Origin of the sequence: Chryseobacterium joostei (assembly GCF_003815775.1) — a bacterium.
Lineage (GTDB): Bacteria > Bacteroidota > Bacteroidia > Flavobacteriales > Weeksellaceae > Chryseobacterium > Chryseobacterium joostei.
On record NZ_CP033926.1, the window covers coordinates 3,411,235 to 3,425,608 of the forward strand.

The window sequence follows — 14,374 nt, forward strand, 5'->3', positions numbered from 1 at the left end:
GTTATAACTGGCTGGTAATTATGTTTTTATAATTTTGCTCCACTAATTTGGAATTAATATATTATTGAATGAATGGATTTTATGGCGTATTAGGCCTTATTTACATGGTGACGACATCATTCTATCTTTCTCCAAGAACGGCGGTAAAGAATGAAAATGTAATCACGACAAAAACTGAAAGAGTAACTGACACGAAATCTGAGAAGAATGCAGCTGTTGTATCTTCGTCAGAAGCATTATACAATTCAATTATATTTGAACCTGAACACGAACTGAACTACGAAGTATTCTCTAAGGCATTAACAGGATTTGAAAATCTAAAGAAAGCCGGATTGCTTACCAAGGACTCGCATTTATTGACTATCTGCGATTTTTCTATGTCTTCCAATATGAAAAGACTTTGGGTAATAGACCTTGATGACAAAAAAGTAGTATTCAACTCATTGGTTGCCCACGGAAAAAATACAGGCGAAGAATTTGCTACGAATTTTTCTAACACGGAAAGTTCGCGGCAGAGCAGCATGGGATTTTATATCACAGATGCAACCTATCAGGGTGATAACGGATATTCACTGAAGTTACTGGGAATGGATAAAGGATTTAATGATGCAGCCTATAGAAGAGCAATTGTAATGCATGGTGCAGATTATGTAAGCGATGAATTTGCAGCTACACACAAAAGAATCGGAAGAAGCTGGGGATGTCCGGCAATACCAAGGGAGCTGACACAATCTATGATCAATACAATAAAAGGAAGAAATTTACTATTTATTTATTATCCTGATCAGAATTATCTTTCCTCTTCGGAATGGTTAAAATCATAAGTATGAAAAGCGGTCAGATTTGACTGCTTTTTTATTTGTCAGATAATTCATAAACTTTGTCATTACAAAGAAATTTCAAGTTACAAATCTTATAGTATCCACAGCATCGGTAAGGAAAAATAAAAAATCCCTGTGCGGAAACACGGGGATTACAAATTATCTTTATTTCAGGATTATCTGAACTTCTTGAATACTAAAGTGGCATTATGCCCTCCAAAGCCAAAGGCATTACTCAGTGCAAAATTGATATCTTTCTCTTTTGCTTCCCCAAAAACAATATTAATATCTTTCGGAATGTTCTCATCAATATGATGTAGATTAATAGTAGGAGGAATAATACCATTTTGAATAGCCTTAATGGAAAGAATAGCTTCAACAGCTCCGGCAGCGCCCAATAGGTGCCCGGTCATAGACTTTGTAGCACTAATATCAAGGTTTTTACTTCCTTTAAAAGCATTGTTAATTGCTTTTAATTCAACCAGATCTCCCAGTGGTGTTGAAGTGGCATGTGGATTAATATAATCTATATCTTCCATGTTCACACCGGCTTCTTTTACAGCGATCTGCATTGCTTTAATGGCCCCAATACCGTCAGGATGAGGTGCTGTCATGTGATAGGCATCTGCCGTCATGGCTGCTCCCGCTAATTCAGCATAGATTTTTGCCCCTCTTGCTTTTGCGTGTTCATACTCTTCCAGAATTAAAGCTCCCGCTCCTTCACCCATTACAAATCCGTCTCTTTCTGCATCATAAGGACGGCTGGCTGTGGTAACATCATCATTTCTTGTAGACATTGCCTTCATAATAGAGAATCCTCCAATAGATGCAGGGGTAATAGCAGCTTCAGAGCCACCACTTACGATTACTTTAGCCTTTCCAAGACGGATGTAATTGAAGGCGTCCATTATTGCTGTATTTCCTGTTGCACAAGCCGAAACTGTTGTATAATTGATTCCCTGAAGCCCATATTTCATGGAAATCATTCCGGAAGCCATGTTGGCAATAAACTTAGGTACAAAAAACGGATTAAAGCGTGGTGTTCCATCTCCTTGTGCGAAATCCATTACCTCCTTTTCAAAAGTCCACATTCCGCCTTGTCCTGTTCCCCAGATCACACCTGTGTCAAATGGGTCCATATTTTCAAGCTCCAGACCGGAATCTTTTAATGCCTCCGCAGAAGCGTACATTGCATATTGTGTAAAAAGATCACTTCTTTTAATTTCATTGTGGGTAAGGTGTACCTTTGGGTCAAAACCTTTTACCTCACAGGCAAAGTGTACCTTAAACTTTTCTGAATCGAAATGAGTAATTAACCCTGCTCCGCTAGCTCCGTTAATACTGTTTTGCCAAAAATCTTCGACATTATTTCCCAGGGGAGTCACTGCTCCCAAGCCTGTAATGACAACTCTTTTCATATTTAGTTATTAATTTTAAACAGATTAGATTTTCATGTGGTAAACCCGATTTACCCATGCTTCATTTTCACTTCTTTCTTTTATCATTTGGGTTTTCGTTTGCAATATTATCATTTTTCTTTCGCTACAGACGAATAATTAGACATATTATTTATAGCATAACGAAATAATTTTAGATAAAAGAGAGTACTTTTATTATTGTAAACTACTTTTCTATGATCATGGTTACTCCTTGACCTCGAGCGGCACAGATCGAAATAAATCCTTTTCCATTGCCTTTTTCATTCAGAAGTTTCGCTAATGTTGCGATGATTCTACCACCCGTTGCTGCAAAAGGATGAGCTGCTGCAAGGCTGCCTCCTTTTACGTTCAGTTTATTTCTGTCAATTTTTCCAAGAGCTTTTTCCAATCCGAACTGCTTCGCAAGATCATCATTTTCCCAGATTTTGATGGTGGCTAAGACCTGTGCGGCAAAGGCTTCATGAATTTCGTAGTAATCAAAGTCTCCCAGATTCATATTGGCTTTCTTCAACATTCTTTCAGCGGCGAAAACAGGTGCGAGTAATAGATTTTGCTGATTCTCCACATATTCTATTCCTGCCAGTTCTGAGAATGTAATATAAGCCAGAATAGGTAAGTTATTTGCTTTTGCCCAATCCTCACTTGCCAGCAAAACAGCAGAAGCCCCATCGGTAAATGGAGTGGAGTTTCCGGCGGTTAAAGTTCCGTTCTGTTTATCAAAGGCCGGTTTTAATTGAGATAGCTTTTCAAGGCTGGTGTCACGGCGTAGATTGTTGTCTTTCTCTAAACCAAATGCCGGCGTGATCATATCATCAAAAAATCCCTCATCATATGCTTTTGCCATATTTTGGTGGCTTTTAAAGGCAAGTTCATCCTGATCTTCTCTTGAAATTTTATAATATTTAGCCGTAATCTCAGTATGTCCTCCCATTACCAAACCTGTCTTGGGTTCCTGTCCTTTGTAAGGAATAGGCATCCAGTCTTTCAGTCTGGGACTTAGCAAGTACTTTAATTTTCCAAATGCAGATTTTTCCTTGTTGACATTCAAGAGGGCTTTTCTTAATCGGGGTGAAGATTCAAAAGGAATATTGCTCATCGCTTCTACGCCACAGGCGATTCCGCTTTCTATCTGTCCCAATGCAATTTTGTTTCCAATGTAAATGGCTGCCTCAATACCCGTATCGCAGGCTTGCTGAAGATCACAGGCTGGTGTGGCAGGATCTAGTGAGGTATTCATTACCGTTTCTCTGATGAGGTTACTCTCAGAAATATGTTTAATAACTGCTCCGCCTGCAACCTCTCCAAGTAATTTCCCTTTGAGCTGGTGACGGTCTATCAAGCCATTAATAGCTACGAGCAAGAGATCCTGATTCCCTTTTTCTGAATAGGCTGTATTCATTCTGGCAAATGGGATTCTATTGTATCCTACAATTGCCACTTTTTTTGTTTCCATATTTTGAAATTTATGATGGAAGAATAGTTAATTCATGATCGATCATTCTTTTGATCTTATCCAAAGCTTGATTCAGGTATTTTTCATCATCCATAGTCTTGGAGAGTAAAATGCCTCCCTCGATCAGCATAACAAATAGAGATGCATATTCTTCTGCATTCATCAATGTATTCAATTCACCATTTTTTTGTCCCTGAATGATCACTTTTGTAATTTTTTCTGTCCATAATGAGAAAGACATTTGGACATGCTTTTTCAGAGCCGGAAATGAATCATCTGCTTCTGTTGCCGCATTCATCAATGGGCATCCGCCATTTGAGAATACAGAGCGCCAGTTTTTCCTGTAAAAATCGACAAAGGCATGAAGTTTTTCCTTTGAAGTTGAATATTGATCTCCAAGAGAATGACTCATTATTTTGCTTAAAAGGCCTGCATTGTACTTATACACCTCAATAGCCACCTGATCCTTATTCTCAAAGTTTCCATAAATGCTACCCTTGGTAAGCCCTGTTGCCTGAGTAATATCTGACAATGATGTGGAAATATAGCCTTTTGTATTGAATAAAGTTGCGGTTTTCTCGATGATAAATTGCTTTGTCTTTTCTGCCTTTGACATTTTAAGTATCTAATTTTAATGCAAATATACAAAAATATACCACTTGGTATATTTTGTTTTAAAAATTAAGTCTGAATCCTGATAAGCATTCAGACTTACTATATTGTTTATATTGAATGTTTAGACTAAAGTAGCATTCAATGTAATTTCAAAATTGAAAGCGGCACTTACAGGGCATCCTTCTTCTGCTATTTTAGCATACTTTTGAAATTCCTCCTCTGAAATTCCGGGAACCTTTGCCGTTAAAGTCAGCTCAGATTTTGTGATTTTCCCAATGTTTGGATCGAGAGTGATGACAGAAGTGGTTTTCAGTTCTTCCGGATTGTAGCCTGCCTGTGATAATTCTGTATCCAACTTCATGGTAAAGCATCCTGCATGGGCTGCAGCAAGCAATTCCTCCGGATTGGTTCCTACTCCATCTGCAAAACGGCTGTTGAAAGAATATTGAGTCTGATTTAAAGTTGTACTTTGGGTAGTAATATGTCCTTTACCTTCTTTAATAGTACCGTTCCAAACGGCTGTTGCGTTACGTCTCATAATGTTTGTTTTTGTTTAATATTGTTTGATTTTGATGTTACAAAGATAGGTCGGTGGGTCAGTTGAATTCAATAGATAAAAAGGCTTAAATATTGTACTTTTTTCCCGATGAGTAATTTTTCTTGAAATTTGTGGGTGTACTTCCTATTTTATGGGTAAAAAGGCGATTGAAATAGGCAGGATCTTCATATCCTAAATCGTAAGCAATTTCCTTAACGGGTTTATCTGTGTAAAAAAGTAACCTTTTTGCCTCTAATAAAATTCTGTTGATGATAAACTGATTGGGAGATTCCAGGTTTAAACTTTTAAACTTATGGGTTAAGGTTTTGGGTGCTATGTGAAGCAGTTCGGCATAATCTGAAACATTATGCTTTTCTCTGAAATGAATTTCCAGATGTCTGCTGAAGTCTCTGAAAATATCAAGCTCACTGCCTGGTATTTTTATCGTATCATTATCTAGATTCTGTTTTTTCCATTTTCTGGTAGCCTTAATGATGATCTGTTTCACATAGGTTCTGATCATTTCTTCTGCGGAAGAATCCCTCCACTCAAGTTCATCTTTGATGTTTTGGAATAATCCTTTAATCATTATTGTTTCAGATTGATCAAGTTCAACGAAAGGAATCTCAAATACATTATGAAAAAGAAGACCATCACAGGCTACTTCCTTATCATGAATCTGAATGCAGTAAAAATCACGGTTATAGTGGAGAAGCATAGATTCTTCTTTTCCTTTTTCTATGTTTAGGTGCTGGGTGGTGAGAAAAAATAGGGACGGTTTTTTGGTCTTATACCGGTTAAAGTCTACTGTAAGTTCATACCCCGACGGAATGAAAAATACTTTGATGTCTGATCTGAACAGATTTCCGTTGAAGTTCCCCAAATTTTCTTCAGAAAATATTTCCAGCCCAAGTCTTTTATAATGATCTTCAAAAATAAGTGGTTGCAACATACTTTAACTTTAGTCTAAAGATACAAAAAAGCATGATTTCTAATAGATTAAATTAAAGAAACCTAGGTTTTGTAAGTAGAATATCGAATCGGAATGAAAAAAAATGGAAATATGTTTTTAGATTGGTATTATTTTATCAATTTTACAAGAACTTGTACCGCGATTTATATATTAACCTTTTTTCAAAACGGCCTGCATGAATGAATTAGAAAATATTCTGAGAGAAATAACTCCACTATCTCCTGAGGACAGTTTTCTGGTGTTTGACAGGATTAAGGCTTCATTTGATTTTCCTTATCATTACCATCCGGAAATTGAAATTAACTTTGTGTACAAGGGAAAAGGGTACCGCAGGATGATTGGAGATCACACGGGCGAAATCGGAAATATAGAATTGGTATTGGTAGGTCCTAATCTACCGCATTGCTGGGCCAATTACAAGTGCAAAAACAGAAAAACTCACGAGATTACCATTCAGTTCAATCAGGACTTTTTTAATCAGTCGATGATGCAGAAAAATATCCTGAAACCAATTAATAATCTGATGAAAGATTCAATCAGGGGAATTCTTTTTTCTACTGAAACTGCTGAAAAACTAAAAGATTCGTTTCTTAATCTCTCCAAGATGAACAGTTTTGAATCTTTCATAGAAATTATGAAGATCCTTAATGAATTGGCAGTTGCAGAAGATAAAATACTACTGTCATCTTACAGTATAGAGCTTGAAACTTTTGGTGATAATGATAAAATGAAGATTGTTCACGATTTTGTTCATAAGAATTTTGAAAATAAAATAACTTTGGATAATGTAGCATCTCTGATCAATATGAGTAATGTAACGTTCAACCGTTTTATTAAAAAGAGAACGGGAAAAACTTTTATCAATTATCTTAATGAAATACGAATCAGCTATGCGGCACGCTGGCTGATGGAAAAGAATCTTACTGTCTTTGAAATCGCTTTTGAGGCTGGTTTTAATAACATTGCCAATTTCAACAAGGTCTTCAAATCTATCAAAAAAACAACGCCTACAGAATTTAAAGAACAGTTTAAAGGCGTTAAAAAAATTGAATAATTTTACGTTAAAATTTGATGCCCCAGTGGTGTCAGTTTTCTTTGTTTTTTTAAGATTTTAAACAGAATATTTCGTTTTTTTTCAATAAAATACGAAGATAAATCCTCTTTTTTTGATTGGTAGGATGGTGTTTTATTTTACTGACAATAAGGGCGTTATTTGCTTTTTTCTAAAGGTTCTGAAAAAATAATATCGTTTTATGATAAAATAGTATTATATCAGACTGGCTACAAAATTTAGATTTGTCAATGTGAATTAAATCTTAACAAAACTTTAAATTATTTAATACATAAGAGGTGAAAAATTATCAAAAGAATAATATTTTTTTCTGTATTGAAATATAAAGTAATGTCATTGATTCTCAATTAAATCTAACTAATCTAAACCTTATGAGAAAAGCAGTTATACCGGTTCTATTTGTTTTTTCCCTTTCTGCAACTGCACAGGAAAGAAAAGCGGCCGACACTACTAAGACAACCGATATTCAGGAGGTCGTAGTCACCTCTTTGGGGATAAAAAGGCAGGCCCGCTCTCTTACTTACTCCAGTCAGCAGATTGGAGGAGATGAGCTTACAGAAGTGAAAACGCCCAATCTTTTAAATGCCGTTAACGGAAAAGTTTCCAATGTACAGATCAATAGGACCAATGGTGTAGGAAGCTCCGTAAGGGTAATTATGAGAGGTAATAAATCTGTAAACAACGCCCAGCCACTATATGTGATTGATGGAATTCCCATCATTAATGGAACAGGGAAGTCTGCAGATATTGGGCAGTATTCCAATATGCCTGATCCGGGAGATGTTTTAAGCTCAATAAACCCTGATGATATTGAAAGCATGAATTTCCTGAAGGGTGCTTCTGCTTCTGCATTGTATGGATCTGCCGGAGGAAATGGCGCTATTTTGATTACCACTAAAAAAGGACGTGCAGGTAAAAGCTCAATCACATACAGTTCCAGTCTTACAGTAGACAGGGCCTATAGTCTTCCAAAACTGCAGCACAGTTATTTATCTTATGATCCATCAGTTGCAGGTCAGGCTCCTGGTCAATCTACCGAGAGCTGGGGAGCAAAAGGAGAATCTAAGGATTATCTTAAAGATTTTCTGCAGACAGGTACTACATGGGTGAATAGCCTTTCTTTCCAGTCAGGAAATGAAAGATCAACCAGTTATTTCTCCATTGGGAATACAACCAATAAGGGAGTGGTTCCGATGTCTTATTTTGATCAATACAATATCTCTTTCAGAAATTCAAGTAAGTTTCTGGATGATAAACTGACATTAGATGCCAATTTTATTGGTTCCTTGCAGGAAAGTAAGAACAGACAGACTCCGGGAGCGTCTTTTTCTCCTTTAACAAGTTTGTACTGGTTACCAAGAGGGGTAAATTTTGATCAATATGGACCAGATAATTATTCTTATTTAGATAAAACCAGATTTTTACCAGCTCAAAACTGGTGGGAAGTAAATCCGGACGGAAGTTTCAAAGGAAATCCGGTAACGCAGAATCCTTATTGGATCTTAAACAGAAATCCGGTTACTGTAAACAACAAGAATGCCTATGGAGCACTTGCTCTATCTTATCAGATCAATCCATGGTTGTCTGCAAGAGTGAGAGGTAACTATAGCTGGAATATATCTGATAGCCAGCGTGATATTGCTGCTTTTTCTGCACCTAGTTTACTGGCGAATGGTGTTAATGGCAGAATGCTTAAAAATATCTATGAAAACTCTTCTACTTATGGAGATGTTTTATTGATTGGTAGCCCTAAAATAAGTGAATCTATCTCCTTAGATTTTACGGTAGGAGGAAGCATCAATACAACAAGAAACAAGATAACGCAAATTGACAATGCTTATCTGGCAAACCCTAACCTTTTTACGTTGAATAACCTTCAGTGGAGTACAAATAGAGCACCTGGAGACGGATATCATCATACTTATACCAATATGAAAAAGCAGGTGCAGTCTTTCTTTGCAAGTGCTTCTGTAGGGTACAAGAATATGTTCTATGTGGATATGACTTTCAGAAACGACTGGGATTCTACTTTAGCTTTAACCGGAAGAACGGGATTTGACTATGAGTCTGTAGGAGTGAATGCGATATTGTCGTCTGTCTTCAAACTTCCGGAAGTTATTAATTTCTGGAAAGTAAGAGGCTCCTATGCAACTGTAGGATTGGGATTGCCAACCAATATTTCCAATGCGATGGTTGAATACAGTAAAGGATACACTTATGGTGTAGATGCAGGAACGCTTGTATATCCTAAAAGTTCATTCGCTACAGGTGTTGGCTTTGAAGCTTTACTCCCAAAACCGGAGCTTAATAAAACTTTTGAAGCAGGGACTGAAGTAAGAATGTTGGGTAACAAATTGAGTTTTGATATCACTTATTACAACTCGAATACGAGCAATCAGTTGTTGGAAACTACCATTCCGTCATATTTAGGAGGTTTGATTCCTGGATCATACTATATCAATGCGGGAAAAATCCGTAATACAGGTTTTGAATCTTCCTTATCTTATAAAGTTTTCAGCTCGGAAAAATTCGGATGGACAGCTACTGTGAATGCATCAGCAAATAAAAATAAGATTGTTGAATTATTACCAACAAGTTTGAATATTTCTCAGGAACTTCCTTTCTCATTAACAGGAGGAGGAGAGTATACTAAACTTAAATTGGGCGGATCTTTCGGAGATCTGTATGGAATTAAGTTTAAAAGAGATGATCAGGGACGTATTTTAGTGAATGAAAAAGGTGTTCCATTAGCTGAAACTACTGTTTCTTATCTTGGAAACCCGAACCCTAAGTTTATTATGGGCTTTAATAACTCATTTAACATCGGTAAGCTTGGAGTTTCTTTCCTTATTGATGGTAAATTCGGAGGTAAAGTTCTTTCCCTTACAGAGAAAGCCAATGATGTGTTTGGGGTAAGCCAGGCTACTGCTGATGCAAGAGATGCAGGAGGAGTATCTATTCCAAATGCAGTATATGCGCCGGGAACTCCTAATGCCGGGCAGGCTTATACAGGGACTACCAATGCAAAAGATTACTATAAAGCAGTTGGTACTACAGAAGGGTTTGGAAAAGGAGTTGATGAAGCCTATTTGTATAGCGCTACAACGGTACGTTTACGTCAGGCTTCTGTTTCTTATACCTTTGATATCAATTCAAGATATATGAGAAATGCAACGGTAAGTTTAGTGGGAACCAATTTATTTTTCTTCTACAAAAAAGCACCGTTTGATCCTGAGCAGGTATCAGGAAACACTCCTGGAGGAGTGGGGGTAGACTCATTTGGACTACCACTTACCCGATCTATCGGATTATCATTAAAAGCTAACTTCTAACTTTTACAACTAAGAAAATGAAAATCAATACTATTAAAACATTGGTATTCGGAGCTGCTGTTCTGTTTTCTGCATCAGGATGTACCAATGACTTTGAACAATATAATCAGGAAAAACTGGGAGGACCAGAAAATTTTTACGCAGATTTTATTGCTATTGTTAACCCAATGAAATCTATACAAAGGGGGCTGCAGGCAGATTATCAGCTTTATCCTAACCTTAGTGCAGACATGTACAGTGGAATGTTCAGTACGGCAACCCAGTTTAATGGCGGGGTAAATAACCTTACCTATTCTATGATGGATGGATGGAACAACAGAATTATTGCCAGACAGCAGGACATCTTCAATTATTCTATCATTATTGATAATGCTGCTAAAGGGAATTATGCAGGAGTAGATTTTACCGGAACATTTGCGGTTAAAAAAATTCTGAAAGTTATTACGGCAGCAAGAGTTTCAGACAATCATGGTCCTCTGGTGTACAGTAAATATGAAAAACCTAATCCTAACGGAGTTACTGATTTTGATTCCCAGCAGGATGCTTACAATTATTTTATTGCTGATCTTACTTCAGCGATTACAGATTTACAAAAAATAGCCGCTACTCCGACAACACAGAATGTAGAAGATAAAACTTCGTTAAAAAGTGCTGATTTGGTGTACGGTGGAAATATGACTCAATGGGCAAAGCTTGCCAATTCATTGAAGTTGAGGTTAGCTATGAGAATGAGTTATGCTGATCCTGCTAAATCAAAGCAATATGCTGAAGAAGCATTGGCTTCATCTGCAGGATTGATTACTGATAATGCTGATAATGCATTGATTAGTGTAGGACAGTCTGAATTAAGTTTTATTATCTATTCTTGGGGAGATTGTTTGATAGGTGCGCCTTTAATGGCTTACATGAATGGTTATAATGATCCAAGACTTTCTGCATACGCTATTCCAGCAAAAGACTTAGATGTTCAGGGAAAATATATAGGTGTACGTCAGGGAATTGATTTATTAAATGGAAAATCAACCTATGGTGCATTCTCACAACCACAAGCAAAATCAGCAGCAGGAGATTATTTCTCTGCAACAGATGGTAAAATGAAATTATTTACAGCCGCAGAAGCATGGTTCCTAAAAGCAGAAGCAGCGCTGAGAGGATATGCCGGAGCCGGAGATATTAAAGCCAATTATACAACCGGAGTTCAGCAATCTTTTGGTGAATGGGGGAAAAGTGCAGAAGTGGGAAGTTATCTTGCCAATACAACAGCTACGGAAGCTCCTTATGTTGATCCAAAAAATGCCGCCAATAACATAGAGGCCGGAAATCCTCAGTTAAGTACCATTACCATCGCATGGAATGACGGTGATACTAACGAAAGAAAACTGGAAAGAATCATTACCCAAAAATGGCTGTCTCTTTATCCGAATGGACCTGAAGCATGGGCGGAGCAAAGAAGAACAGGATACCCTATTCTGTTTAAGGTAAGAAAAAATGACAGTGGAGGATTGATTAGCACAGACGCAATGATTAGAAGAATCCCTTTCACTATTGATACTAAAATTTCGTTGTACAACTACCAGCAGGCTTCACAAATGCTGAATGGACCAGATACTGGCGGAACCAAGTTATGGTGGGATAAAAAATAAAAATTAATCAACATCACTCAACAATACAGAGGCATCTCAGAACTCAGAATTATCTGATAGATTTATTCGGGCAGGAGTGTACAAACTCCGAAAAATTTATAGTTTCGTTTCAACCCGGGATAAATTTTTGAGATGCTCTCTTTTTCTTTAGAATCTTATTTTTTAATATGGGAAAAAACAACTCCGGAACCCGTCGGATTCAACCTATTCTTTGGATATCCACATTATATTTTGCAATGGGCGTTCCCTTTGTAACCATTAATGCGGTTTCAGGAATTATGTATAAAGATATGGGCATTTCAGATTCAAAAATTACATTCTGGACCGCTCTTATTATGTTTTCATGGACGTTGAAGCCTCTTTGGAGTCCTTTTTTGGAGATATATAAAACCAAAAAATTCTTTGTTGTTGCCGCCCAGTTTGCTATCGGAATTCTGTTTGCCCTGATTGCATTAAGCTTGCCTCTGCCTGGTTTTTTTAAATACAGTATTGCTCTTTTTGCCGTCATTGCATTTTGTGGAGCAACCCATGATGTAGTGGCAGACGGAACGTATATTGGTTTTCTTACCAATAAAGAACAGGCAAAATATATTGGTTGGCAGGGTGCTTTCTATAATCTGGCTAAAATTATCAGCAGTGGAGCATTGGTCTACTTTGCCGGATTTTTAGAGAAAACAAAAGGAGTTACCCGTGCATGGATGATCATTATGGTAATCTATGCGCTCCTCTTTTTTGTATTGGCCATTTATCATTATTTGATTCTTCCAAAAGAGGATAAACAGGACCGTCAGAAAGATGAAAAGACAGCCGGAAATGTCCGTAAAGAACTGCTGGAAGTTATTACCTCATTCTTTACCAAAAAAAACATTCTGTGGTCTGTGTTATTCATTATCCTGTACCGCTTTGCAGAGGGATTTGCCATTAAGATAGCGCCTTTGTTTTTTAAGGCACCAAGAACTTCAGGCGGATTAGGATTATCTACCTCAGATATTGGACTTATATATGGAACCTATGGTTCAGCAGCATTCATTTTAGGATCAGTCCTTGCCGGATATTTTATTTCAGCTCGCGGATTGAAGAAATCTTTGATATGGCTGTGCTGTGCATTCAATATTCCATTTGTGGTATATGCACTGTTGGCTTATTATCAGCCGGTAGATCTTTTTCCCGTAGGAATTGCGGTAGTAGTAGAATATTTTGGTTATGGGTTTGGGTTTGTAGGACTGATGCTGTATATGATGCAGCAGATTGCCCCCGGAAAACATAAAACTGCCCATTATGCCTTTGCAACAGGTATCATGAATCTTGGAGTAATGATTCCCGGAATGTTTAGTGGGATGATTAGTGACTGGATCGGATATAAGATGTTCTTTATCTGGGTGCTGTTTGCTACCATTCCGGCATTTCTTGTGACCTTATGGGTCCCTTTCCCTTATTCAGAAAATCAGAAAGAAGAATAAATCAATTAGTAAACAAATTTAAATATAAAAGTAAAAAATACTTTATGACAGCTCAATCAGTAATGATCCCTTGGCAGGATCGCCCGGAAGGTTGTAATGATATCATGTGGAGGTTTTCCGAAAACCCGATCATTAACAGATATGCGATACCGACATCTAATAGTATATTCAATAGCGCAGTGATTCCTTTTGAGGATGGGTTTGCAGGGGTGTTCCGTTGTGATAACAAAGCGGTGCAGATGAATATTTTTGCAGGGTTCAGTAAAGACGGAATCAATTGGGATATCAATCATGATCCTATTGTAATGCAGGCAGGAAATACCGACATGATTGAATCTGATTACAAATATGATCCTCGTGTTACTTTCATAGAAGATCGTTATTGGATTACTTGGTGCAACGGATATAACGGGCCTACTATCGGGATTGGATATACGTTTGACTTTAAGGAGTTTTTCCAGTGCGAAAATGCATTTCTTCCATTCAATAGAAACGGAGTGCTTTTCCCGGAAAAAATCAATGGTAAATACGCCATGTTGAGCCGTCCGAGTGATAATGGCCATACCCCTTTTGGAGATATTTATATCAGTTATAGTCCTGATATGAAATATTGGGGAGAACATCGTTGTGTAATGAAAGTAACCCCTTTTGAAGACAGTGCATGGCAGTGTACAAAGATTGGAGGTGGGCCGGTTCCCATTAAGACAGAAGAAGGATGGTTGCTATTCTATCATGGAGTGATCAATACATGCAGAGGTTTCAGATATTCAATGGGAGCAGCTTTGCTTGACCTTGAAGACCCAACAAAAGTATTATACAGGACAAAGCCTTATTTATTGGCTCCGGCAGAAGTATATGAATTGACAGGGGATGTTCCCAATGTGGTTTTCCCTTGTGCAGCATTAACGGAAGGTGACAAGGTAACGGTATATTACGGTGCTGCCGATACTGTAGTGGCTATTGCCTTTGGGTATATTTCAGAAATTATTGATTTTATGAAAAAGAATTCAATCTAAATAATATAAAAA

The 14,374-nt window shown here is 37.4% G+C and carries 11 protein-coding genes; 6 read left to right on the forward strand and 5 right to left on the reverse strand.

All coding sequences use genetic code 11. The features are described 5' to 3' along the window. The first annotated feature begins 68 nt into the window (after nt 1–68). The gene (locus EG359_RS15580) at nt 69–824 is read left to right on the forward strand and encodes a murein L,D-transpeptidase catalytic domain family protein (protein WP_076353067.1); all 756 of its coding nucleotides are present in this window, start codon (nt 69–71) and stop codon (nt 822–824) included. Nucleotides 825–997: 173 nt separating this feature from the next. Here the strand turns inward: EG359_RS15580 and fabF are convergent, their stop codons facing one another. The 5 genes from fabF to EG359_RS15605 form a co-directional block, all read right to left on the reverse strand. Beyond that, nucleotides 998–2,239, reverse strand: coding sequence for a beta-ketoacyl-ACP synthase II (fabF, locus tag EG359_RS15585; RefSeq protein WP_076353068.1), 1,242 nt, complete (start codon nt 2,237–2,239; stop codon nt 998–1,000). A gap of 205 nt (nt 2,240–2,444) precedes the next feature. Then, entirely contained in the window at nt 2,445–3,713 is a 1,269-nt protein-coding gene (locus tag EG359_RS15590) for an acetyl-CoA C-acetyltransferase (protein WP_076353069.1), read from the reverse strand. A gap of 10 nt (nt 3,714–3,723) precedes the next feature. Beyond that, nucleotides 3,724–4,329, reverse strand: coding sequence for a TetR/AcrR family transcriptional regulator (locus tag EG359_RS15595; RefSeq protein ID WP_076353070.1), 606 nt, complete (start codon nt 4,327–4,329; stop codon nt 3,724–3,726). 120 nt (nt 4,330–4,449) lie between these two features. Further along, a complete protein-coding gene (locus EG359_RS15600) occupies nt 4,450–4,866 on the reverse strand; it encodes an OsmC family protein (protein ID WP_076353071.1) in 417 nt (138 codons plus the stop codon). A gap of 85 nt (nt 4,867–4,951) precedes the next feature. Continuing rightward, a complete protein-coding gene (locus EG359_RS15605; protein ID WP_076353072.1) occupies nt 4,952–5,818 on the reverse strand; it encodes a helix-turn-helix domain-containing protein in 867 nt (288 codons plus the stop codon). Between the two features lie 196 nt (nt 5,819–6,014). Here EG359_RS15605 and EG359_RS15610 point away from each other — a divergent pair, with 196 nt between their 5' ends. From EG359_RS15610 to EG359_RS15630, 5 genes are all read left to right on the forward strand, one after another. Beyond that, nucleotides 6,015–6,893 carry an AraC family transcriptional regulator gene (locus tag EG359_RS15610; protein ID WP_076353073.1) on the forward strand — a complete coding sequence of 293 codons (879 nt, stop codon included), beginning with the start codon at nt 6,015–6,017 and terminating at the stop codon, nt 6,891–6,893. 389 nt (nt 6,894–7,282) lie between these two features. Continuing rightward, a complete protein-coding gene (locus EG359_RS15615; RefSeq protein ID WP_084180356.1) occupies nt 7,283–10,243 on the forward strand; it encodes a SusC/RagA family TonB-linked outer membrane protein in 2,961 nt (986 codons plus the stop codon). A gap of 17 nt (nt 10,244–10,260) precedes the next feature. Then, nucleotides 10,261–11,886 (forward strand): SusD/RagB family nutrient-binding outer membrane lipoprotein, encoded by a 1,626-nt coding sequence (locus EG359_RS15620; protein WP_076353074.1) that lies wholly within the window; start codon nt 10,261–10,263, stop codon nt 11,884–11,886. A 167-nt stretch (nt 11,887–12,053) separates the two neighbouring features. Continuing rightward, nucleotides 12,054–13,346 carry an MFS transporter gene (locus tag EG359_RS15625; protein WP_076353075.1) on the forward strand — a complete coding sequence of 431 codons (1,293 nt, stop codon included), beginning with the start codon at nt 12,054–12,056 and terminating at the stop codon, nt 13,344–13,346. A gap of 44 nt (nt 13,347–13,390) precedes the next feature. Beyond that, nucleotides 13,391–14,362 carry a glycoside hydrolase family 130 protein gene (locus EG359_RS15630; RefSeq protein ID WP_076353422.1) on the forward strand — a complete coding sequence of 324 codons (972 nt, stop codon included), beginning with the start codon at nt 13,391–13,393 and terminating at the stop codon, nt 14,360–14,362. Nucleotides 14,363–14,374: the final 12 nt, after the last annotated feature.